The 22,008-nt window shown below is 45.5% G+C and carries 24 protein-coding genes and 1 other annotated feature; of the genes, 3 read left to right on the top strand and 21 right to left on the bottom strand.

Annotation, left to right across the window (positions count from 1 at the left end):
* A complete protein-coding gene (locus tag ASG89_RS27975) occupies nt 1–1,272 on the top strand; it encodes an MFS transporter (RefSeq protein WP_057314519.1) in 1,272 nt (423 codons plus the stop codon).
* Nucleotides 1,273–1,438: 166 nt separating this feature from the next.
* Here the strand turns inward: ASG89_RS27975 and ASG89_RS27970 are convergent, their stop codons facing one another.
* Entirely contained in the window at nt 1,439–1,951 is a 513-nt protein-coding gene (locus ASG89_RS27970) for a deoxycytidylate deaminase (RefSeq protein ID WP_057314517.1), read from the bottom strand.
* A 102-nt stretch (nt 1,952–2,053) separates the two neighbouring features.
* Nucleotides 2,054–2,680, bottom strand: a complete 627-nt coding sequence (locus tag ASG89_RS35880; RefSeq protein ID WP_057314515.1) for a ComEA family DNA-binding protein — start codon at nt 2,678–2,680, stop codon at nt 2,054–2,056.
* Between the two features lie 193 nt (nt 2,681–2,873).
* Here ASG89_RS35880 and comER point away from each other — a divergent pair, with 193 nt between their 5' ends.
* Nucleotides 2,874–3,704, top strand: coding sequence for a late competence protein ComER (comER, locus tag ASG89_RS27960; RefSeq protein ID WP_057314513.1), 831 nt, complete (start codon nt 2,874–2,876; stop codon nt 3,702–3,704).
* Between the two features lie 27 nt (nt 3,705–3,731).
* Here the strand turns inward: comER and leuS are convergent, their stop codons facing one another.
* The 18 genes from leuS to ASG89_RS27870 form a co-directional block, all read right to left on the bottom strand.
* Nucleotides 3,732–6,191 (bottom strand): leucine--tRNA ligase, encoded by a 2,460-nt coding sequence (gene leuS, locus ASG89_RS27955; RefSeq protein WP_057314511.1) that lies wholly within the window; start codon nt 6,189–6,191, stop codon nt 3,732–3,734.
* 81 nt (nt 6,192–6,272) lie between these two features.
* Nucleotides 6,273–6,516, bottom strand: a binding site (T-box leader).
* Between the two features lie 71 nt (nt 6,517–6,587).
* A complete protein-coding gene (locus tag ASG89_RS27950; protein ID WP_057314510.1) occupies nt 6,588–7,349 on the bottom strand; it encodes a class I SAM-dependent DNA methyltransferase in 762 nt (253 codons plus the stop codon).
* A 1-nt stretch (nt 7,350) separates the two neighbouring features.
* Entirely contained in the window at nt 7,351–8,247 is an 897-nt protein-coding gene (locus tag ASG89_RS27945; protein ID WP_057314508.1) for a S1 RNA-binding domain-containing protein, read from the bottom strand.
* Entirely contained in the window at nt 8,244–8,591 is a 348-nt protein-coding gene (rsfS, locus tag ASG89_RS27940; RefSeq protein WP_057314506.1) for a ribosome silencing factor, read from the bottom strand. Before rsfS ends, ASG89_RS27945 begins: the two co-directional genes overlap by 4 nt.
* A 16-nt stretch (nt 8,592–8,607) precedes the next feature.
* Nucleotides 8,608–9,183 (bottom strand): bis(5'-nucleosyl)-tetraphosphatase (symmetrical) YqeK, encoded by a 576-nt coding sequence (gene yqeK / locus ASG89_RS27935; protein ID WP_057314504.1) that lies wholly within the window; start codon nt 9,181–9,183, stop codon nt 8,608–8,610.
* Complete coding sequence (gene nadD, locus ASG89_RS27930) at nt 9,173–9,760, bottom strand: nicotinate-nucleotide adenylyltransferase (protein WP_057314502.1); 588 nt, start codon at nt 9,758–9,760, stop codon at nt 9,173–9,175. Before nadD ends, yqeK begins: the two co-directional genes overlap by 11 nt.
* 12 nt (nt 9,761–9,772) lie before the next feature.
* Nucleotides 9,773–10,066 (bottom strand): ribosome assembly RNA-binding protein YhbY, encoded by a 294-nt coding sequence (gene yhbY / locus ASG89_RS27925; protein ID WP_057314500.1) that lies wholly within the window; start codon nt 10,064–10,066, stop codon nt 9,773–9,775.
* Nucleotides 10,067–10,086: 20 nt separating this feature from the next.
* Nucleotides 10,087–10,950, bottom strand: coding sequence for a shikimate dehydrogenase (aroE, locus tag ASG89_RS27920; protein ID WP_057314499.1), 864 nt, complete (start codon nt 10,948–10,950; stop codon nt 10,087–10,089).
* A gap of 18 nt (nt 10,951–10,968) precedes the next feature.
* Nucleotides 10,969–12,084 (bottom strand): ribosome biogenesis GTPase YqeH, encoded by a 1,116-nt coding sequence (gene yqeH, locus ASG89_RS27915; RefSeq protein ID WP_057314498.1) that lies wholly within the window; start codon nt 12,082–12,084, stop codon nt 10,969–10,971.
* A 9-nt stretch (nt 12,085–12,093) separates the two neighbouring features.
* A complete protein-coding gene (locus ASG89_RS27910) occupies nt 12,094–12,588 on the bottom strand; it encodes a YqeG family HAD IIIA-type phosphatase (RefSeq protein ID WP_200963571.1) in 495 nt (164 codons plus the stop codon).
* A gap of 208 nt (nt 12,589–12,796) precedes the next feature.
* Nucleotides 12,797–13,573 (bottom strand): alpha/beta hydrolase, encoded by a 777-nt coding sequence (locus ASG89_RS27905; RefSeq protein WP_057314497.1) that lies wholly within the window; start codon nt 13,571–13,573, stop codon nt 12,797–12,799.
* Nucleotides 13,574–13,633: 60 nt separating this feature from the next.
* A complete protein-coding gene (locus ASG89_RS27900) occupies nt 13,634–15,865 on the bottom strand; it encodes a DUF4129 domain-containing transglutaminase family protein (RefSeq protein WP_057314496.1) in 2,232 nt (743 codons plus the stop codon).
* Entirely contained in the window at nt 15,858–17,144 is a 1,287-nt protein-coding gene (locus tag ASG89_RS27895) for a DUF58 domain-containing protein (RefSeq protein ID WP_057314494.1), read from the bottom strand. Before ASG89_RS27895 ends, ASG89_RS27900 begins: the two co-directional genes overlap by 8 nt.
* A 4-nt stretch (nt 17,145–17,148) precedes the next feature.
* A complete protein-coding gene (locus tag ASG89_RS27890) occupies nt 17,149–18,108 on the bottom strand; it encodes an AAA family ATPase (protein WP_057314493.1) in 960 nt (319 codons plus the stop codon).
* 452 nt (nt 18,109–18,560) lie between these two features.
* Entirely contained in the window at nt 18,561–18,911 is a 351-nt protein-coding gene (gene spoVAE, locus ASG89_RS27885; protein ID WP_057314491.1) for a stage V sporulation protein AE, read from the bottom strand.
* The gene (gene spoVAD, locus ASG89_RS27880; protein ID WP_057314490.1) at nt 18,908–19,927 is read right to left on the bottom strand and encodes a stage V sporulation protein AD; all 1,020 of its coding nucleotides are present in this window, start codon (nt 19,925–19,927) and stop codon (nt 18,908–18,910) included. Before spoVAD ends, spoVAE begins: the two co-directional genes overlap by 4 nt.
* Nucleotides 19,928–19,931: 4 nt before the next feature.
* Nucleotides 19,932–20,402, bottom strand: coding sequence for a stage V sporulation protein AC (gene spoVAC, locus ASG89_RS27875; RefSeq protein WP_057314488.1), 471 nt, complete (start codon nt 20,400–20,402; stop codon nt 19,932–19,934).
* A gap of 24 nt (nt 20,403–20,426) precedes the next feature.
* Complete coding sequence (locus tag ASG89_RS27870; protein WP_057314487.1) at nt 20,427–21,335, bottom strand: DUF421 domain-containing protein; 909 nt, start codon at nt 21,333–21,335, stop codon at nt 20,427–20,429.
* Nucleotides 21,336–21,479: 144 nt separating this feature from the next.
* Between ASG89_RS27870 and ASG89_RS27865 the strand changes: the two genes are divergently transcribed.
* Nucleotides 21,480–21,686: a DUF1657 domain-containing protein gene (locus ASG89_RS27865; RefSeq protein WP_057314485.1), complete on the top strand. Its 207-nt coding sequence runs from the start codon at nt 21,480–21,482 to the stop codon at nt 21,684–21,686.
* A gap of 168 nt (nt 21,687–21,854) precedes the next feature.
* On the opposite strand, the gene ASG89_RS27860 is transcribed toward ASG89_RS27865, so the two are convergent.
* Nucleotides 21,855–21,992: a hypothetical protein gene (locus tag ASG89_RS27860; protein WP_057314483.1), complete on the bottom strand. Its 138-nt coding sequence runs from the start codon at nt 21,990–21,992 to the stop codon at nt 21,855–21,857.
* Nucleotides 21,993–22,008 lie beyond the last annotated feature (16 nt).

Raw genomic sequence — 22,008 nt, 5'->3', positions numbered from 1 at the left:
ATGAATCAAACAAAAAGCAAGTTTTATTACGGTTGGATCATTGTTATGCTAACGTTTGTCACATTACTTGTGTCAGCAGGCATTCGTTCCATGCCCAGCGTCTTAATGATCCCTTTCCAAGAAGAATTCGGATGGAGCCGCGGGGCTATATCAAGTGTTGCCTCTATTGGAATTTTGCTATATGGACTTGTAGGTCCGTTTTCTGCAGCACTGTTATTACGTTTCGGTATCCGCAAGGTTGTACTGCTCGCACTGTCCGTTCTAGGTGCTAGCCTTGCCGTAACGCCGCTGATTAATTCCTTATGGCAGTTCGATTTGCTGTGGGGAGTCGTTTCCGGACTTGCAAGCGGAATGTTGGCAAATGTGCTTGGCATTACTGTCAGCAATCTATGGTTCGTCAAGCGTAAGGGACTCGTAGTTGGCATTCTGACAGCTAGTGCAGCAACGGGTCAGTTACTATTCCTCCCTTTGATTGCAAAGGTGACTTCCGAATACGGCTGGCGGTATGCGATGTATGCAGCGGTAGCCGCTATCATAGTTGTGTTTATTCTTGTAGCTCTATGGATGAAGAACAATCCTTCCGATGTTGGTGCAGCGCCATACGGTACAACAGAGGTTGTAAAACCAGAGCCATTCAAGGGCAATGTATTTCTTACCCCTATCCAGAACCTCATTATTGCGAGTAAAAATAATACATTTTGGCTGCTCGCAGGCACCTTCTTCATTTGTGGATTCTCGACAAATGGTTTGATCGGCACTCACCTCATTGCCGCTTGCGGAGATTTCGGAATAATGGAAGTTGCCGCTGCCGGACTTCTAGCCATGATGGGGGCGTTTGATTTATTCGGAACAACGATATCTGGTTGGTTAACTGACCGATTTGACAGCCGCTGGCTACTTTTCTGGTACTACGGTCTGCGCGGATTATCCCTCATATTTTTACCCTATGCCTTGGCTACTACTCCGTACATGCTAGTCGTGTTCTCGGTATTTTACGGACTCGATTGGATCGCAACCGTACCGCCAACGGCTAAACTTGCAGGCGAAACTTTCGGTAAAGAAAAATCAGGCATGATATTTGGTTGGATTGTGGTGGCTCATCAGATAGGTGCCTCTTTTGCCGCATACGGAGCAGGTCTAATGCGTGACTGGCTTGGCAGCTACTCGCAAGCTTTTTTCATTGCTGGTCTTACCTGCTTCATTGCTGCTTTATTCGCCATTCGTATACAGCGACAATTTAAAAAGCACAAAGAACAAGCTGTACTGTTATAAAACCTCTAAATGTAATCGCTCGAGTAATGGCACTGAAGTATAGGCAGCAATGGGAGTTGTCAACACTATGACCAATTCCCTATCTGTCGAATACGAGCCAAATATTCACATTTGCGTGAACGCAGTCTCGTCTCTCTGGACTTTGTCAAATCTGGCGCCAGCCGATTTAATTCACGACCTCAGATACCGTACCTGCCGGCGGCTCATATGTGGTCATTTGGCGAAAAGAAATGCCTCTGGCTCCCATCAACTGGCTAACCTTCTCATGATCCTTCGGATACCCTCGATGAAACACTATCTCGGTTACCCCGCTGTTAGCTAACATGTTCGCACAGGTCCAACATGGTTGATCCGTTACATAAACGGTAGAGCCCTCGCGATCTTCCCGGTCCGTAAACAGCAACAAGTTCTGCTCAGCATGAATGGTACGTATGCAACGGTGCTTCCTCACGACTTCTTCTATATCGGCTACGACCTTCAGTTCAATTTCTTCCACAAGCATGCAGCCCGCTTCTGTGCAATCCGCTACGCCCATCGGTGCGCCATTATAGGCTGTACCAAGCAGCTTTTTTCCCTGTACAAGCACGGCACCAACATGTCTACGATTGCAACGTGAACGCGTGGAGGCCATATAAGCTATATCAAGGAAATACGTATCCCAATCTTTCCGGATGCTCATGATGATTGACTCCCTCCTGAGGACTAAATTTCCCTTTATTATTGTCGAAGTTAAAACTATTTCTAGTATTTTCTCATATTTTAATAGAAATGAAAAGCTGAGCTAGCTTGACGCTACAAACAATAGCCCCTTAAGCTTCTCAAACATTTTCTCCCCGATCCCTTTCACCTCCATGAGTTCTTCGACTCGTTTGAAACGTCCCTTCTTCGTTCGGTACTCGAGAATCGCTTTAGCCTTGCTTTCACCGACCCCAGGCAATTTATCTAACTGCTCCAATGTTGCGGTGTTTAAATCTAGAAGACCTTTCTGAACTGCCACAGATGGAGGTGTAGTTGTTTGAGGAGGTACAGGACTAGCAGCAGAGGTTGAAAGAGGCTCTGATGACGACGGCAAAGATTGTGTGTTTGTTCCCACAGAGTCTGATGCTTCTGATTGTAGACCTGTGGAATTGGATAATTCATCCGATTTGGATATGTCCGTTGAATTCGGCATTGGCTTTGGCGTTGCCTTTGCTTTTGCAGTAATAGTGGATACAGCTTGCCCTGCTGCCGCTTTTTTCTCATTCTCCCCTTGCACTAGCAATTCTTCCATCTGCGCATTGATCGGCGTGAACGCTGTTTGAATGGTTGGCTGTCCACCACGTAGAAATGGCCACACAACCCAAACAAATAGCGAGACAGCTCCAAGAATCAGCCCAATTCGCTTTATTTTATTTCCAAAAAAATCCACAATCGGCCTTCTTTCTTAGCATATTTGCGTCTGGGCAGCCATATACATGAAAAAGCGTCCCAATGACTACACGACTAGTCACAATTCAAATATGACGCTTGCTGGACCTCTATCCTTGCCATTCATGGCTGAGCGACCGCGATTATAGGTTAGTTTTCGTATAAAGAATGATTTTATCGGGAGGGATTACTTGATGAAAGCTGGATTCATCGGTACTGGGAGTATGGGAAGTATACTGATTGAAGCATTCATTCATTCCGGGGCATTCAATCCCGAGCAAATTATCGCTAGCAATCGAACATTACGTAAAGTGGAACTACTTGCGGAGAACTATCCTGGCCTGCAGGTGGCAGAAACGAATCGTGAAGTCGTACTTGGTAGTGATTTGATTTTTCTTTGTGTGAAACCATCTGAATTTAAGAAGGTTATTGATGAAATCAAAGAGGACGTGCTTTCCTCTCAATTTATAATATCCATCACGAGTCCTATTCTGATTAAGCATTTGGAAGGTCTTCTTCCAGCTAAAATAAGTAAAATCATACCGAGTATCACGAACTACGTTTTAAGTGGTGCTACGTTATGTATTCATGGAAATCGCATGCAACCTGAAGATAAAGAATGGCTTGAAAATATTTTCACACATATCTCTACACCTATACGTGTATCTGAGAGTTATACGAGAATTTCATCTGATTTATCCAGTTGTGGTCCTGCTTTTCTAGCTAGCTTTATTCAAGCGTTCATTGATGCAGCTGTGGAGGAAACGGGTATTTCTGCTGAAGAGGCCACATTGCTGGCAAGTGAAATGACGTTAGGAACAGGAAAGTTACTTACAACAGGAGGCTTCAACCCTGTTAGCTTACAGAAACGGGTATCTGTCCCTGGAGGCATTACTGCGGAAGGCTTGCGTATTCTGGAAAAGGAGTTTTGCGGAGTGTTCTCTCAAGTCATTCGTGCTACACATGCTAAGTATGAAGAAGACATTGAGAAGGCTGAGCAGCTTTTTACTTTAAAGCAGCAATAGCCAACTCAATGCGTCAACTTTTTATTCTTATCCTACAACGATATTGACTAATTTACCCTTTACAACAATCAATTTGCGAACGGCCTTTCCGGCGGTCGCTTCTTTGACTTTGTCGAGTTCAAAAGCCATTTTCTCCATCTCTGCTTCATCGGTATCTTTGGAAATCATCACGCGATCAACGATCTTTCCATTGATTTGCACAACGATTTCAATTTCATTATCTACAGTCCATGCTTCATCATAAGCTGGCCATGCTTCGTACGTGATGGATTCCACGCCGCCCAATTTCTCCCAAAGCTCTTCGGCTAAATGCGGAGCAAGCGGGGAAAGCATTTGTACGAAACTTTTCATCGCTTCTAGTGGTAGACGCTCTGTTTTGTAAGCTTCATTAACGAAAATCATCATTTGGCTAATCGCTGTATTGAAGCGAAGCGCCTCGAAATCTTCCGTAATCTTCTTGATGGAGCGGTGCCATGTACGCTTAAATGCATCGCTGCCCAGCGTCTCATCCCCGCTAATCTTCGTATGAAGCTGACCATTGTCATCAACGAACAAACGCCACACACGATTCAAGAAACGGTTAATTCCATCCACGCCTGTTGTATTCCACGGTTTAGTTGCTTCCAATGGTCCCATGAACATTTCATAAATGCGAAGTGTATCTGCACCTTGATCGTTCACGATGTCATCTGGATTCACAACATTGCCGCGTGACTTACTCATTTTCTCCATGTTTTCGCCAAGAATCATCCCTTGGTTAACAAGCTTTTGGAACGGTTCTTTCGTATGCACAAAACCAAGATCATAAAGCACTTTATGCCAGAAACGTGCGTACAACAAGTGAAGAACTGCGTGCTCCGCTCCACCAATGTACAGATCAACTGGCAACCATTGCTTTTGCAGCTCATCCGAGCAGAAGGCTTGATCATTCTTCGGATCGATGAAACGCAGATAATACCAGCAGCTTCCCGCCCATTGTGGCATCGTGTTCGTTTCGCGGCGAGCTTTCATACCCGTCTCCGGATCAATGGTGTTTACCCACTCGGATACGTTAGCAAGCGGTGACTCACCTGTACCGGATGGTTTGATTTCATCCACTTGCGGAAGCAATAATGGCAGCTGATCCACTGGAACAGGCTTCATTGTGCCATCTTCAAGGTGCAGAATTGGAATCGGCTCACCCCAGTAACGTTGACGGCTGAACAGCCAGTCTCTCAAGCGATACGTTACTTTGCCGCGGCCTTTACCATTTTGCTCCAGCCAACCGATCATATGACTGATGCCTTGCTCGATGTTCAATCCATCGATTGGACCAGAGTTCACATGCTTGCCATCGCCAGCATAAGCCTCCTTCTCCACATCTCCGCCTTGAACAACTTCGATAATTGGCAAATCAAATTGCTTCGCAAACTCCCAGTCGCGTTGATCGTGACCTGGAACCGCCATGATCGCCCCTGTGCCGTAACCGCCAAGTACATAATCAGCGATCCAAATAGGCACTTTCGTGTCATTAACTGGATTGATCGCGTATGCCCCTGTGAACACACCTGATTTGTCTTTCGCCAAATCTGTACGCTCAAGGTCGCTCTTACGTGATGCTTTCTCTTGATATTCTTTGATCGCAGCAGCTTGTGATTCCGTTGTGATCTGCCCTACTAGTTCATGCTCAGGTGCTAATACGCAATATGTCGCACCGAAAAGCGTATCTGGACGCGTCGTGAAGACAGTTAGACTTTTGTCCGCATGACCTTCAATCGCGAATTGAACTTCAGCTCCTGTGGATTTCCCAATCCAGTTACGCTGCATATCCTTAATACTTTCGGACCAATCAAGCTCCTCAAGATCTTCAAGCAAACGCTCTGCATACTCCGTAATTTTCAAAATCCACTGACGCATCGGTTTCCGAATAACCGGATGGTTACCACGTTCACTTAGTCCGTCAATGACTTCCTCATTCGCAAGAACCGTTCCAAGAGCCGGACACCAGTTAACAGGAACTTCATCCACGTAAGCAAGTCCTTTATTATACAGTTGGATGAAAATCCATTGTGTCCATTTGTAATACTCCGGATCTGTTGTACTGATTTCACGATCCCAGTCGTAAGAGAAACCAAGTGATTTGATTTGACGACGGAAGGTATCAATATTTTTCTTCGTAAATTCGCGCGGGTCATTCCCTGTATCAAGGGCGTACTGCTCAGCAGGAAGACCGAACGCATCCCAACCCATTGGATGAAGGACGTTAAAACCTCTCATCCGTTTGAAACGGGAAACGATATCTGTCGCTGTGTAGCCTTCCGGATGCCCTACGTGCAAGCCTGCTCCAGATGGATATGGGAACATATCCAAAGCATAAAATTTCGGGTTATCCGAATTTTCCAACACCTTAAAAGTTTTCTTCGCATCCCAGTACGCTTGCCATTTCGGTTCAATGGCTTGTGGATTGTAGCCTTGTTGTTCCTTCGTTTCTTTCAATTCCTGTGTCATTACCTTCCATGCCTCCTTAAGTAACTCTCTGCTCATGTATGTCTATACACACAAAAAAACCTCACATCGCTAGCGGATATCGCTAGGGACGAGAGGTATAATTCCCGTGGTACCACCCTAGTTAACACAAGGCGTTCTTCACCCGTGTTCACTCTGCCCCTTAACGCGGGTGAGACGATCCAGCTAGCGCATCTGATCCAGGATCAGGCGGTTCACCTTCTAGCTCCGAGGCGAGTTCTCAAGACTAACATCTGCCGGCTCACACCCTAACTCCGACTCTCTGAAAGATGCTGTACAAGGTACTATTCCTCATCTAAGCTTTCCATACAACTGATTAGCTTTGATTATATGTAAAATAATGCCGCACTGTCAAGCCGATGGCGAATCCTGCCGGTATTATTTTTTTGCAATAAAGAAAGCTCGCTCGGTCTTCGCAGTTGGTTGCTCCCATGTAAAATCAGAAGCTTGATGAATCTCACGAAAGCCAACCTCTTTCAACATTTGCGCAAGCCATGGCAATGCGTACGCCCGTTGTTCATGTGTTTCGTCGATACGTCGGAAGGTTTCTCCCGATCCGCTGTCTTTGACAAAGATCGTTAAGTCATGCTCAATCTGCACACGTTCTTCATCCAATTCGCTAGTCCAAATGTAAGCAACATCGTCTTCATTGAGAAAAAAAGGCTGCGACTCTGCATAAGCGAACAATTGCTGAGTGGTATGTACATCAAAAAGGAATAACCCACCTGGCTTGAGTCCCGCCCATGTTTGACGGAATGCATCAACGATGTCTTCTTCCTCTAGTAAATAATTGAGACTATCGCAAAAAGAGATCGCTACATCCACTTCCTCGCCAAGCTCCCATTCACGTAAATCCTGTTGGATCCACCGTACAGTTCCCCCGCGAAGCTGGCTCAATTGCTCAGATTGCTTCTGCTCAGCGACAGCCAACATATCCTCTGACAGATCAATACCAGTCACCTGAATGCCTTCTGCAGCCAATGGAACCGACAAATTGCCTGTCCCGCAACCTAAATCAACGAGCGTTGCAGGCTTTACTCCAAACCGTTCGAAGCTTTCCTTCGCGAAGCGAAGCCAGTCATCGTACGGCATGCTGTTCATCAAGCGATCATACGTGTAGGCAAATTTTTCGTAACTCATCTCAGCCTTGCGTCTCCTCTTGTTTCAGATACGTCCAATCCGCTTCCTGATAGATGAGGCCATCTTTCATAAGCTTGCCTAAGGCACGTTTGAAGGCTGACTTACTTAGTCCGAATTTATCTTTAATTACATCAGCTTGTGTTTTATCCGAGAATGGCATTGCATTTCCTGGACGTCCACGCAGCACTTCTAGAATGCGATCCGCATCTTCGTCGCGACCTTTTTCTTTCGGAAGCCTCATCGATAGGTTAACTCGTCCATCTTCTTCGCGTACGAATGCAATCCTTACATCAACTTCCTCACCTACACGAAGTAAGCGTGTCCGCTCTTGCGGGATGATGAGCCCGATGACCCCATACCCTAGGACTCCTGCATCACAAATGACAAATGTACCCATTTGAAGTGGGCGATATACACGTGCTTTCACCCATCGATTCGTCCAACTTGAAGGAGCGCGAACACATAGTGGAGCCAAGTCATCCTCCAGCGCCAACTTGGCGATTAATCTCCCTTGTCGGTCATGAGCAAGCGTCGCGAACACCTTGTCTCCAACTTGTGGACGAAGCTCTTCAAGCTCAGGTACGTGGCGGTAAGGTAGAAGTAAGTGTCTACCCAGACCCATTTCTAAGAAATAGCCAAAACGCGGATGAATATCAACAACCTCAAGTAGACCCACTTGCCCCATGGTCAGCAGAGGTTTTCTCATGGTTGCCATCATCCGATCTAATGTATCGTGGAATAAAAATACTTCCACTTGATCTCCCGGGCTTATGCGATTCCCTACGATCTCCGCATACGGCAGCAGAAAATCTTGCGTACCATCGCTCAAGAAAAAGCCGTTAGGTGGAACTTCCCTTGCTACCTCTAAGGTAACAAGGGATCCTGCTTCCATTCTCATACGCGCTCCACAACTTTAGCATCGGACCAAAGTCTTTCGATGTTATAGTATTCACGGTCATCACGATGGAAAACGTGGAGAACCACGTCCCCTAAATCAAGCAGTACCCATCTTGCTGTGTCGATCCCCTCATAGCCTCGAATATGAACACCATGTTCATGTGCTTTTTTACGAGCCTCGCCTGCAATCGCTTGAACTTGTGTTTCCGAATTTCCATGACAAATCACGAAATAATCAGCGATTAAGGATACACCTTTCAAATTCAGGCTAACGATATCTGCCGCTTTCTTGTCTTCCGCTGCCTCAACAACGAATGCTAGTATTTCTTCTGGGTTTTTACTCATGCAATCATCCTCCATGTCATTTGGTGTTTAGTTGTATCTGTTCCAATAAATCATTCCGAGTCCCAATTGTTAATGGATAAATGCGCTTTCCTTTGGAAATCAAAAAGTTGATCGTGGAATCAAAACCTGCAATTAATGCACGTTCAAGACTCGTCTTTGCCAATTCGCGAATATATTCGACCCCTGGGAAATCACGTCCTGGCTCCATATAATCCGCCAGACAAACAATTTTGTCGAGGAGTGTCATCCCTTCTCGACCAGACGTATGATACCGAATCGCATCTAAAATCTCCTCGTCGTCGATTCCGAATTGTGTCTTCGCAATGAAAGCCCCTGCATGTGAATGCCATAGCTCCTTATCGAAAACTAACAAATCTTGTGGTAAATCGTTCTCACGTATAATCTTAGCTTGCTCCCCAATAGGCCAATACTTGCAATAGTCGTGCAAAATCGCTGCAACATCCGCTTTGACCGCATCCCCGCCAAATCGTTCAGCCAGCATAACGCTCGTTTCCATCACGCCAAGTGTGTGCTGCCAACGCCGCTCAGGCATTTGCTCCTTCACAGCTGCCATTAAGTCCTCACGTTTCATATAAGCTATTCACCTCCATGAAATGCCCAACCTTATCTGGTACAAGATACCTGACAGGATCCCTCTTCTGTCTCAACGCCCGAATAGCTGTCGATGAAATTTCAACGAGGGGCATCGGAACAAGCTTCACTCGGTTTCGAATATGTTCGGGAAGCTGTGTCAAGTCCAACTCATACCCTGGTCTGGCTAATCCAATAAAATGAATATGCCGCACGATGTCATCGATGCGATGCCACTGCGGCAAATACTGAACCATATCCGCGCCAATAATGTAAGAGAACGCGATGTCCGGATATTGCGATTTCATCAGCTCGATCGTATCGATACTATAAGATACGCCGCCTTTGTTAATTTCGATATCGACAGGACGAAAAAAAGGATTGCCTTCTGCAGCAAGGCAAACCATCTCCCAACGTTGCTGGCTCGTTCCCTTCGGGGCATTAGGTTTATGCGGCGGGACGTTCGCTGGCATTAGCCAAACCTCGTCCAAGCCCCCTTCCACCCTCGCACGTTCAGCTGCGATTAAATGACCGGTATGAATGGGATCGAACGTGCCTCCCATAATTCCGACAAGCATACGTCCACCTCATTAGCGCGGCAGTTCAATCTTCTTATTGTCACGCGATTCTTTGTAAAGCACTACGATTTTCCCAATAACCTGAACAAGCTCTGCGCCAGATTTCTCGGATAATTCTGCTCCGACTTCTTGACGATCTTCACCGCTGTTGTTTAGTACCGTAATTTTGATCAGTTCACGAACTTCAATCGCTTCTTGGATGTGACGAATCAAATGCTCATTCACGCCACCTTTACCTACTTGGAAAATTGGATCTACATGGTGCGCCAAAGAGCGCAAATGTCTTTTTTGTTTGCCTGATAACATAGATGTCCCTCTATTCATTCTTATTCAGTTAACGACTGTTCTACCACCTGTCTCATCGCCGCAACCGGCGCAGGTGTACCCGTCCAATACTCGAAGGCATACGCGCCTTGATAAATAAACATGCCGAGTCCGCCATGAATGCGAGCTCCTACAGCTTCCGCTTCACGAAGAAATCTCGTGATACGCGGATTATAAATTAGATCACTAACCAGGTGGTGCGGTCGAAGCAGGTGAAGCGGTAAAGGGAGCTCATCAACGTTAGGATGCATGCCAGCGGAAGTCGTATTCAGCACGAATTCAACATTATCCACAACGTTCTCCAACTCGTCCATCCCTAAACCAACGGTTTCAGTGAAGGCGCCAATTGTGGCAGCCAGTTCGACAGCACGCTCTTTGGTACGATTCGCGATATAAATACAGCTCGCACCTTCTTTTGCTAGTGCATAGGCTACACCTCTCGCCGCGCCGCCTGCCCCAAGTACAAGAACTCGTTTACCTTTAAGCTCAATTCCTGTCTCTTCCTTCAGGGAACGGACATACCCGATCCCATCGGTATTAAAGCCTTTGAGCTTACCATTCTCATTCACAATGGTATTGACTGCACCAACGATCAAAGCACCTTCATCGATCTCATCGAGGTAGTTCATGACATCAACTTTATGCGGAATCGTCACATTCACTCCGCGATATCCTAATGCCCTAATTCCCCGAACTGCCTCGCCAAGCGCTTCTGGCTTCACGTGAAAAGCTGCATATACCCCATTGATGCCCGCTTCCTGAAAAGCACGATTCAACATAATCGGCGAACGTGAATGCCTTATTGGATCCCCAAAAACTCCGTATAAAACTGTATGACTATCGATCGGCGTTACTAGTTTCTCCATGATCTCCCCGTATGCCCCCTAAATCAACGACTCCCGTGTAATGACTTTAATTCCTTTCGGTGCATGAACAGCAAGTCCCGCACCAGCTAGACTATTCACTTTAATCCAGCCTAAACCGGAGATCAGCACATCCATCTGTTTCCCCTTCGGAATGTGCAATGGATGCTTAATTAACTTCGGAAGCTCTTCAAGATCCGATTGCGCTGGTGGCGTCAGCATGACACCTTTGTGCTCTTCGTATAACTGATCCGCTCGTTCTAGCTTCGTACGATGAATCTGAATCGCATTCGACGTATATATCGTGAAGGATTGATGTTCACCTTGGATAAAATCAAAACGAACTAATGCACCAAAAAATAAGGTTTGTGCCTCATTAAGTTGAAATACCATCGGTTTCAGCGGTTTGTCCGGCATGAGTGGCGTTAAATCTCGCTTCTTCACCACTTCCGTAAGACGATGCTTATACACAATCCCAGGCGTGTCAATAATGAATTTCCCGTCATCGAGCGGGATTTTCACAAGATCAAGCGTGGTACCCGGATATTGTGACGTCGTCAATTCGGCTTCTAAATCACTGTAATCACTGATCAGACGATTAATTAACGTCGATTTCCCTACGTTCGTTGCACCAACCACATACACGTCCATGTTGCCACGATATTCTTGTACAGCCGAAATCACACGATCGAAACCGATGTTTTTCTTCGCGCTGCACAGCACGATATCAACAACTTTGAGATTCTCTTCCTTGACTCTGCGCTGCACCCAGTTAATAATTTTGTTGGCATTCGTCACTTTTGGAAGTAAATCGATTTTGTTAACTACGAGTAAAACGGGATTATTGCCAATAAATCGGGCAAGTGAACTAATCATGCTGCCTTCAAAATCAAAAATATCCACGATTTTCACGACTAACGCCTTCGTGTGACCAACATGTCCTAATAATTTCAGGAAGTCGTCCTGCTCCAAGGTAATACTTGAAGATTCGTTATAATGCTTAATCCGATAACAGCGTTGGCAAATCAAAGGCTCCTTTTGCAAGGCAGCCTCTGGAATAAAGCCCAGCTTACTTTTGTCTACTGTTTGCAGCCCAATGCCGCAACCCGCACAATGCTCAATTGTTTCTGTACTCATGAAACCTCCCTATTTCTTCATCCTTGCTAGAGCCCATTTCTCAATTTGGCGGTTCACTTTCGTGAAGAAGCCTTCATCTTTTCTTGAGATGGGTTGAACGAGGATCGTGTATAACCCCATTCGATTGCCGCCAAGCACATCTGTCAACATTTGATCCCCGATAACAGTAGTCTGTCGCGCATTCGTTCCAAGCAACTTCATCGCTTTATGGAAGGAAGCATTCGTCGGTTTTTTGGCACGGTGAATAAACGGAATGCCCAGTGGCTTAGCAAAGGTCGAAACCCTGTTATGATGGTTGTTCGACACAATAACAACTTTGAAACCGATCTGCTGCAAATGGTTCAGCCATTCTATTAACTCAGGTGTCGCATGTGGATCACGTGCACCAACAAGTGTATTATCAAGATCCGTTATAATTCCGCGAATACCGAATCCCCACAGGTGATTGGCATCAATATCATAAATTGTATGAACAGACTGTCTGGGTACAAGCTTTTTCAGCAAACAAATTCCCTCCAACTGCTTCCTTGACATATACGTGAAACTATACCATAGTGCCTCGTTTGTTGCAAAAAGAAAAGAACATATTTTCCCTCCACATAAGAATTTATAAGTTTCCAATACACGGAAGAACAAATTCTTATTGGCGATAAAAACAACATTTAAACCGCGATCAATCATCCTCGATAGACTTCGATAGAATTTTTTCCCACTAGACTCTTGCTGGCAATGGCAGCCAGGCTAACACGCTTTGAATTTTGCGATCCCAGTAACCCCAATCATGCGTGGCAGATTCTTCTTCATAGGTAATTTCCAGGCCTTGAGCAAGACAATAATCCCGGAATCGAGTGTTATCTTCATACAGAAAATCCTCAGTGCCACAGCATTGATAAAGCTTAGGTTGTTCAACTTTGCTAGCAACAAGCTGATTGGCTGCATAGAACAAATCGTTCGGGGTATTTTTAATCGTCGTCACATCGCCAAAAATCAATTCAAAATCTTTAGGAAAAGCAGCGGCACGCTCAACAATATCTACAGCACCAGATAAGCTCGCTCCTGCTGCATACCGATTCGGATGCGAAAGTGCCAACTTCATCGCGCCATATCCCCCCATAGACAGTCCAGCAACATAATTCAGTTCTCGTTCTTCGGCTAAAGGAAAGAAGGATCTTGCTATCACAGGTAATTCTTCACTTATGAACTCCCAATACTTCGGACCTGAGGCCATATCTGCATAAAAGCTGCGGTTCACAGCTGGCATAACCACCGCAATACCAAGCTGAGAAGCATACCGCTCAATAGACGTTCTACGCATCCATATCGTATGGTCATCGGACAACCCATGCAACAAAAGTAAGGTAGGGTGCTTCCCGCCATAAGCATGCGAAGCTAGTCCAATCTGACTTTTGGCAACTTGAGGTAATATGACATGCATGGAAGCTGCAACACCAAGGGATTCTGAATGAAAATGACAATCGATAAACGCCATCTGAATAAATCTCCTCTCATAGGAAGCCACCCTCCTAGGTGGGAGAGTGGCTTCGGTTCATCATTTTATTTGTTCTTTTACACGGATAATTAATTGGTTCGCTTGTTGATATTCGACTTCAGATACAGCTAATTTACTGTATTTGGCTCGTTCGAACAGTTCAATTAATGCGTCCAATTCTTTCTTCATCCATTTGCTCTGAGTTGACCATCTGGTCGTAGCTTCACGTACCGTTTCATACTCGTATCGCGTATAACCTTTACGACGGCAAGCACGGAGCATTCTTTCAAATTCAACGATAATTTTCTGATTGAAATTCACGACATGCAGCTGCTTCCTGCGAGCACGCCAATTATGCCACGCCTCGCTTCTTACTAAGAAGAATACCGCAACAGCAAGAAGTGCTGCGACAACTACACCACTTAATGTCAGCCAGAGCCACGTGAAACTTGCTGCTTCTGTCGTTTCTTCTGGCAGTGTGCTAGTTTCGGTGTCTGTCGTTAAATCTTCTACTACCGGTGTTGCTTCTGGGAACACATTAGGAAGCACGAAGCCTGAGGTTGGCTCAAAGGATATCCACCCGAAACCTTCAAAGTAAACTTCTACCCATGAGTGCGCATCTGAGTTGCGAACCGTGTAGGTGCCAGCCCCGTCTAAATCAAGCGTTGCTCCTAACTGGCCCAAAATACCCTGCTCGCGAATATCATCCGCAATCGATGATGTTCCGGATGAGTATCCTTTTACCCAACGAGTAGGCATTCCAAGCGATCGAGTGAGGACAGCCATCGATGTCGAGTAGTAGTCACAATATCCTTGCTTCACTTCGAATAAGAAACGATCCACGAAATCCTTGCTCTTCCCTTTCGTTTCATCCGGCGTATTCGTATACGGATAATGTTCGGATAAATACTTCTCAATCAGCTTTGCTTTATCATAGGGATTCGTCGCAGATTTCGTAATATCAAGCGCTAACTGCTTCACTCGCTCAGGTAAATCTACAGGTACTTGCAGGTATTCTGCCCATTCCGGTTTATTGGTAAAATCTTGCTTCGTTTGTCGCAGTAGATCTTCCTCTAGAATCGGCTCTTGGACAACGATCGAATAATCTTTGGGATAATTAGATCGTCCCGAGAATCGAAGTTCCGATTGTCGCGGTGTCCATATGATACGTTGGAATGGATTCTCACCTTGATTGATTTCCACGATTTTCTGAATGGCATATCCCCCGAATAATACCGGGAATGTCTCATCTCGGTCCATCACAACACTTTGAGTAACTTCCTGTGTTTTCAATTGTGATACATCAAAACGTGGATCTAACGGTAATGGATTCAAATTCACCCGATACGCAGGCAATCTCTTCTCGGTTGGCCCAAGCTCCCAGCCTTTACCGTTATACATCGATCGGGTTTCCCCACGGAAGTAGGTTCGTTTGGTGGATTCAATGGTCATCACTGGCGTGTAATCAAATCGAAATCCGCCACCTAGTCGGCTGTCATCTCGGCTATATCCGGAGGAGGCATCTGCGGTCGAAGCAGCAATACTAACGCCTTTGCCAAGCAACGGAACCGTTTCTCCACGACTCACTTTCCAAGCTGTGTAAGGGTCTGTCAGTATGGGATTTACCGTCGGAGCGAATACGCCCGCTAAAGTAATCACACCAATTAGAATAAGAATAGGAACGGTGAATGATGACGGATAATCGGAAATTGTTTCCCAAACATCTGGTGCTTTCTTCTTCAATTGGGAGAAATGTCTCACAATTAATAGCAGAAATCCACAAAGCAGAATCATCGCCACTTGTGGCCATAGAAATATCATACTGAAGGAATCACGAACGGCAAAAAATAAAATGCTAACAAAGATGAGAACCACAATTCGGAACCTTGATTGGACGGACCACATGGCGAATAAATAGATGATCCACGCTCCTAAGCTAAACCAAATATACGGTTCAAGCTGCCCTGCGTTAAGTCCAATGAAGCGAAGCGCTTGTTTCCACGATGTAATATTTACTGATATCCAATTGTAGCCCATACCCAATCCATGAAACCAGATAATAAGAACGAATTGGAGAAACGCTCGCCAGCCATCCTTTATTTTGGGAATACAGTAGGTCGCTGTAGTAAGGACTAAGGTCCAGGTAACGAACGAAACCGTCTCTGGAAGCCACAAGCCATCTTCTTTCATAATCCAAATCAGAAATTGGTAAAGGTATATCCCAACGAATATCGCAGATACACGCATCGCCCAATCCTTGAGTAGAATTCTACTCCACCATGTGTTAGGCATACCGTTTCGCCCCTCCCAAGAGGTTAGGCAAGTCCGTTAATTGACTTACTTCATACCCCATATAGCCTTGCGAGCGAATGGCCTTAATGTAATCCTCATGAGCGGAAATATGTTCCACACCTTGTGGGCGGAAAGCTTGATCTGCTTGAGCATGAATCCAAATATGACAAGGCTTCATCTGAAGCAGTGCCATTTGCTGGAACATCTGCAGCATTGCGCTCCCTTTTTGCGGGGAAATAAGTACAATTAAACTACCTGCAGGCCAATCCTTTGAGCGTTCCTTCAAAATCTGACTGAGGGTTTGATGTCCATCCGCATCAACACCAACGAGATGTTTAACAATTTCCTTGTAATGATGCTGACTATGCTTCGGTTCAAAATAAGTAAATTCCTTGCCGATCGACAGTAAACCAAGAGACATTTCACGTCCAGTTCCGTAGCGGAATAAGGAAGCTGCAACAGACACCGCGAGTTCAAATTCGGCTGCATCTCGGTATGCTCGAGCAGTTCGGTCCAGTAAAACGATTGTTTTCGGCAACGATTCTCGCTCGAACTCCTTCGACTTCCAAGTTCCTGTCTTCGCGGTTGCATTCCAGTGAATACGTGAAAGTCGATCTCCATAAATGTATTCACGAACACCATTGATTTGAGTCGTTTCCCGATGTGCGCTCGTCGCCGTTGAGTGGTGCTGCATGCCTTTGAGCATTTGATGAAATTGCGCCCATTCGCGAATCGCGACCGTTTGGGGATACACAGTTATCGGTTGTTGCAGATCTAATCGACCCTTATGCTGGAAGAAGCCAAAAATATCTTCGGTCAAGCATTCGGTTTCTCCGAAACGATAATACCCTCTCCGAAGTGGAGGCGTGCTATACGTGAATTCACCCCGACGTTTCCAGTCTGGCACAATAGATCCTTCGAATATAGCTTCGTCCCCATTCTGACGTATAAGCTGGTCTTTAATCATCACATAGGGAACTGGCCAATAGCCTGGTAATTGGACACCGAGACCAATTTGTAATGATTGTCCTGCCTCCAGTTTGGCTTCTAGGCTTGTATTGGTAAACTTCCGAGTCCCTTGTACACGTCTGATGCCGCTCCAATTGCCAGAAAGCAAATAGATCGCTAAAAAAGTCATCGTAATGAACAGCATGGAAGCTAGCTTGCCACCTTGAAATAGCATGAATAACAAGCTAGCAGTCAAGCAAGTTATAAGTAGCCAAAAAGGTGCCGGAAGCCGGGTGAGTTCCCCGAATCGTTTGAATACCGGTCGTTTCATAGGCTCACTTCTCCAATCTAACCGGAACCCGTACTCCCTCAAAAATCGTCGCGAGCACAGAGGCAATACTGACACCATCCATACGCGCTTCCATTTGAAGGATCATACGATGACCCAGCACAAAAGGAGCTAAATATTTAATATCATCTGGGATGACATAATCGCGGCCATGTATGAAGGCATAAGCTTTGGAGGCTAACACCAACGATAGTGTGGCCCGTGGACTCGCACCGAGGAAAACAGCTGGATGTTCCCGTGTTTTTCTCGAAATGGTCACTAAATAATCAGCCACTGCTTCATCCAAATGCACCTGGCGAACCTGCTCTTGAATTTCAAGAACTTGCTTCGTATCCACAATAGCATGCAGCGCTTCCATCGGATGTACCTTGCTTTGGGAAGCAATCATCATTTTCTCGGCAGCTTCACTTGGGTAGCCTAAGCTCAACTTGATCATAAATCGATCTAATTGTGCCTCTGGCAATGTATACGTACCCTCAAAATCGATTGGATTCTGAGTTGCTAGCATAAGGAACGGGGATGGAAGTTCATGTAAGTCGCCATCTACCGTAATATGTTGTTCTTCCATCGCTTCTAGAAGAGCTGACTGTGTTTTGGTCGTCGCACGATTAATCTCATCCACTAGTAAAATATTGGTCATAATTGGCCCAGAGCGGAACAGAAACTTCTCCTCTTTGGGGTGATATATAGATACGCCAGTTATATCCGTTGGCAATAAGTCCGGGTTACATTGAATACGGCGAAATTGCCCGTTAATCGATTTCGCCAGCGCTTTAATGAGTACCGTTTTACCTGTCCCTGGGACATCCTCAAGCAGAACATGACCACCTGCCAACATCGCAGTAAGCAACAATTCAATTTCGGCACTTTTGCCAAGAATACATGATTCCAAATTTGATTTCAGCCTAGCTAGTACTTCTACATGATGCTGGGTGGCGGTTTCCATGTGTTGATCCTCCTTAGAGTTTTGCTTGCAAAACTTTCTTCGTAAGCATTGCTGAGTTTCCGTAGAAAACTTGTATGCGTAAACATCGGTTTTTGGTACAAACCTTCTTTATCTTCTGTTTCGCTCAGAAAACAAACAAAATGTACGTAAATCTAGTTTACAGGAAAGTTTTTCTTCCGTATACTTGTAAATCCTCTAAAGTTATTTGTTAAAATTAACCACCTAAATGAGCCCATGAAGAAAAATGGCCGTTGCGAGGAGGAAACATCGTAGTTTGATTCCAATAGTAGGTGAAACAGCTGGGGTCCGGTGATTTTGGCAAGAGAGTGAAGTTGTTTTTATTGGAATGTTTTGTATCGTGTGGCTCTGATTGGTTTTTGATTTGAAATAGAAAAAGACGCCTCACGGCGCCATTTTTCACTCTAGTTTAAGTCTTAACACATCTGCCTGCATCAACCTTTGGGTTTCACAAACAATGCTGCTAAGAAGGAGAAGATGATCGCGGCGGAAATCCCCGCACTGGTCACCTTAAAAATACCTGTAATTATGCCTATATAGCCCTCCTTATGCAGCTCTTCCAAAGCACCATGAACGAGAGCATTTCCGAAGCTCGTAATCGGCACCGTCGCACCGGCGCCAGCAAAGGCAATTAACGGTTCATATAAATTGCAGCCATCCGCGATGGCACCAAGAACAACCAACGTGCTCATAGTGTGAGCTGGCGTTAATTTCCCAACGTCCATTATCAACTGCCCTAGCACACAGATGGCGCCTCCAACAACAAATGCCCAGAAAAAACTCATACGTATAAACCTCCAGATTCTATGGAAACCGCATGTGCGATACAGGGAATACTTTCACCTTGCTGGAATGAAATCGGTGAAAGCAAGGCCCCTGTCGCGACAACAAGGATTCGTTTCAATTCTCCTTTTGCCATTCGCTTTAATAAGTGACCATAGGTAACCGTGGCAGAGCAACCGCAGCCGCTCCCCCCTGCTTGAACCGTTTGCGTTTCGCGATCAAAGATCATTAGTCCACAATCACTATAGGTTGTCTGCTCGATTGGGAACTGATGCTTCTGGAAGAGCTCTCGTGCGATGTTCGTTCCTACTGTGGCTAGATCGCCTGTTACAATGAGATCATAATAGGAGGGGTCACGATTCAACTCGCGGCAATGTGTTTGGATCGTATCGACAGCGGCAGGCGCCATAGCTGCGCCCATATTAAACGGATCCGTGATCCCCATATCCACGACGCGTCCGATCGTGGCCGCGGTGACGACCGGGCCGTCACCGGTCTTCCCAAGCACGGCGACGCCAGCGCCAGTGACAGTGTACTGCGCCGTCGGCGGCTTCTGCGACCCATATTCCGTTGGATAGCGGAATTGCTTCTCCGCCGTGCAGTTATGGCTGCAAGTGCCAGCCATAACATAGTTGGCTGCACCAGAGTCCACTAATTGAGCGGCGAGCGCCAGCCCTTCCATCGACGTGGAGCAAGCACCGAATATCCCTAGATAAGGGATATTCAGTGTCCTCGCAGCGAATGTGTTGGAGATGATCTGATTCATCAGATCACCCCCAACATAGAACTGGATTTGGCCGTCGGTAAGACCGGCTTTCTTTAGTGCAAGCTGAGCAGCTTCTTCTAGAAGCGCCTTCTCAGCCTTTTCCCACGTTTTTTGACCAATTGTCAAATCGCCGTGTACGATATCAAAATCTTCATTGAGCGGTCCCTTCGCTTCATCAGGTCCCACAACAGTACCTGTCGAAAGAATGACAGGACGATTCTCGAAAAGCCAGCTTTGGTGCCCCTTCAGCATCTCGTCAGCCCCCCGTGAAGATCATATGTGCAATCCCTACAAAAAAGGCTGCCACTGTTCCGAATACAATGACAGAACCTGCTAATTTGAACATGTTACCTCCAACGCCTAGAACGAGCCCCTCAGCACGATGTTCGATAGCTGCGGAACAGAGAGAGTTCGCAAAGCCCGTAACTGGAACAGAGCTCCCGCCACCTGCCCATTGAGCGATTTTGTCGTAAATACCAAAGCTTGTTAAAATAACTGAGATGATAATCATGACAGCGACGGTCGGATTACCGGCGGTCTTCTCAGTAAATCCAAAGCAATTTATGAACATATGCATAAAGCATTCACCGATCAAGCAGATTGTTCCACCTACCAGAAAGGCTCTGCCGCAATTTTTAAGTACAGGTCTTTTGGGTTCTTGCTCCTTAGCTAATTTTTGGTACTCCTGCTGTGTCATTGTTAAGTTTTTCTTCTTGTTGTTAGGCATGACTTACTCCTATTCCCTCAAAACCTAGGCTCTGAGAATCGTATGTACCTGCTGAATAATTTGAGTTAACTGAATGGAACATGTTTCATACATCTGTTTAGCCTCCGAATTGTTCGTTGTTAACGAGTACAACTCCAGGTCTGCTTCACATTTCTTCAAGCATGCAAGAACGGCAGGACGTTCGGTAGATGCCGGCAGGGCAATTTGGTCATCAAATAGGTCAACGGTTAATTCACCATGTGTATCGACCTGTCCAAGAAATACATTTTCTTTCGCCACACCCATCTTTTCAAGCTCTGATTGCAGCCAGCCTATACTTTTACCAGCTGTAGCTAAGGGCTCATTTTGAATAACACCGTCCATCATAACGGCTTGTGTTGGTTTCTCTACAGCCAGCTTCATGCCCACAAGCTTGGGGGTTAAAGGTTGGTTCTCCGTCTTCAGTAGAATACTCAAATCACCACTGGATTCCAGCATCGCGAATTCCACATCCGCCACCCGAAATACACCTTTCGTGCGCAACTGTTCGAGTAATTCATCACCTGTGTAGCGTTCCTTTTTTAAGTTGCCTTCCAAAATCTTGCCATCCTTAATAAGAACTCGGCCATTGCCTTCAAACCAGATTCGAAGAGTCTTGCTCTTTAATGTCAATATTTCCAGCACTAATGGCACAAGCACCCATATGAGAATCGCAATAACTCCATGTAAATAATTTGCTTCGACATCGGTCGAGATGTTCCCCGCCAAATCCCCAAGCGTAATGCCAATGACATATTCAAAGAAAGTGAGCTGAGAAATTTGTTTCTTACCTAGAATCCGCGTCAATACAAACAGAAACATCAAGGTACTTAATGCTCGAATCGCAATAAGTATCCAATCCGGCACATCATTCCTCCCCCTTCTCCAGCTTTCAATATCTACATTATGTGCCATTTGGACCCTAACTATTATTGCTCTAAATTGGATTTATTTGTTAACATACATCACTTACAATACGGGCATATTAACAATCGCAAACCTGAGCAGATGGAATAAATCTGTTATTATCCAAAATTACAAATGAGGAGTGTTTCCGATATGACCGTAGCAGCACAAGTTAAAACCACATTGGCATCCTTAAAAAGTGCCCAGGCCAGTCTTGAAACTTTCGCCCTAAGCACACAAAATCAAGAGGCCAAGCAATTATATGAGACAGCTGCCCAATCAACCCAGCAAATCGTTGATCAAGTTGCCAGCCGGGTCCAGCAATTAGAAAATGAAGAGCCGCAATACAAAGGCTTCTGAAAGCCAAACAGCCGCTGCGAGGAATACGCAGCAGCTGTCTTTTTCATTTTCATACGAACAAACAAAGAAATAGGATTAGCAATACAAATAAAATGAGAATGAGCAATTTCAGTTGGTCCTTTGGCATGAGTGCCGTCCCTCGTTTCATTGAAATTCCTTCTGATACACTCATTGTGGCGGCTGTCCTGAAGCTTTCCGCACTTCATTCGCTAATCGATTAAATTCCTTCTGTGCTTCTGCATCTGAGGTCGCAAAATAGGCTGCTGATAAGAAAGCAATTATCTTGTTTGCATCTTCCACACTCATCGCAATAGGCCTCCTC

The sequence above is a fragment of the Paenibacillus sp. Soil766 genome (assembly GCF_001428105.1).
Taxonomy (GTDB): Bacteria; Bacillota; Bacilli; order Paenibacillales; family NBRC-103111; genus Paenibacillus_E.
The sequence above is the reverse complement of the archived record's forward strand: the minus strand, read 5'-3'. Positions and strand labels throughout refer to the sequence as shown.

Excerpts from the sequence above, each read along its gene's own strand:
- ASG89_RS27970 (WP_057314517.1), bottom strand. The coding sequence starts at position 1,951 with ATGAGCATCCGGAAAGATTGGGATACGTATTTCCTTGATATAGCTTAT.
- spoVAD (WP_057314490.1), bottom strand. The coding sequence starts at position 19,927 with ATGCTGAAGGGGCACCAAAGCTGGCTTTTCGAGAATCGTCCTGTCATT.
- rsfS (WP_057314506.1), bottom strand. The coding sequence starts at position 8,591 with ATGAGTAAAAACCCAGAAGAAATACTAGCATTCGTTGTTGAGGCAGCG.
- yqeK (WP_057314504.1), bottom strand. The coding sequence starts at position 9,183 with ATGAAACGTGAGGACTTAATGGCAGCTGTGAAGGAGCAAATGCCTGAG.
- yqeH (WP_057314498.1), bottom strand. The coding sequence starts at position 12,084 with ATGAGTACAGAAACAATTGAGCATTGTGCGGGTTGCGGCATTGGGCTG.
- ASG89_RS27905 (WP_057314497.1), bottom strand. The coding sequence starts at position 13,573 with ATGGCGTTTATCGATTGTCATTTTCATTCAGAATCCCTTGGTGTTGCA.
- ASG89_RS27900 (WP_057314496.1), bottom strand. The coding sequence starts at position 15,865 with ATGCCTAACACATGGTGGAGTAGAATTCTACTCAAGGATTGGGCGATG.
- ASG89_RS27895 (WP_057314494.1), bottom strand. The coding sequence starts at position 17,144 with ATGAAACGACCGGTATTCAAACGATTCGGGGAACTCACCCGGCTTCCG.
- ASG89_RS27865 (WP_057314485.1), top strand. The coding sequence starts at position 21,480 with ATGACCGTAGCAGCACAAGTTAAAACCACATTGGCATCCTTAAAAAGT.
- ASG89_RS27870 (WP_057314487.1), bottom strand. The coding sequence starts at position 21,335 with ATGGCACATAATGTAGATATTGAAAGCTGGAGAAGGGGGAGGAATGAT.
- ASG89_RS27860 (WP_057314483.1), bottom strand. The coding sequence starts at position 21,992 with ATGAGTGTGGAAGATGCAAACAAGATAATTGCTTTCTTATCAGCAGCC.
- ASG89_RS27945 (WP_057314508.1), bottom strand. The coding sequence starts at position 8,247 with ATGAGAATGGAAGCAGGATCCCTTGTTACCTTAGAGGTAGCAAGGGAA.
- yhbY (WP_057314500.1), bottom strand. The coding sequence starts at position 10,066 with ATGTTATCAGGCAAACAAAAAAGACATTTGCGCTCTTTGGCGCACCAT.
- aroE (WP_057314499.1), bottom strand. The coding sequence starts at position 10,950 with ATGGAGAAACTAGTAACGCCGATCGATAGTCATACAGTTTTATACGGA.
- leuS (WP_057314511.1), bottom strand. The coding sequence starts at position 6,191 with ATGACACAGGAATTGAAAGAAACGAAGGAACAACAAGGCTACAATCCA.
- ASG89_RS27975 (WP_057314519.1), top strand. The coding sequence starts at position 1 with ATGAATCAAACAAAAAGCAAGTTTTATTACGGTTGGATCATTGTTATG.
- spoVAE (WP_057314491.1), bottom strand. The coding sequence starts at position 18,911 with ATGAGTTTTTTCTGGGCATTTGTTGTTGGAGGCGCCATCTGTGTGCTA.
- ASG89_RS27890 (WP_057314493.1), bottom strand. The coding sequence starts at position 18,108 with ATGGAAACCGCCACCCAGCATCATGTAGAAGTACTAGCTAGGCTGAAA.
- spoVAC (WP_057314488.1), bottom strand. The coding sequence starts at position 20,402 with ATGCCTAACAACAAGAAGAAAAACTTAACAATGACACAGCAGGAGTAC.
- ASG89_RS27950 (WP_057314510.1), bottom strand. The coding sequence starts at position 7,349 with ATGAGTTACGAAAAATTTGCCTACACGTATGATCGCTTGATGAACAGC.
- comER (WP_057314513.1), top strand. The coding sequence starts at position 2,874 with ATGAAAGCTGGATTCATCGGTACTGGGAGTATGGGAAGTATACTGATT.
- nadD (WP_057314502.1), bottom strand. The coding sequence starts at position 9,760 with ATGCTTGTCGGAATTATGGGAGGCACGTTCGATCCCATTCATACCGGT.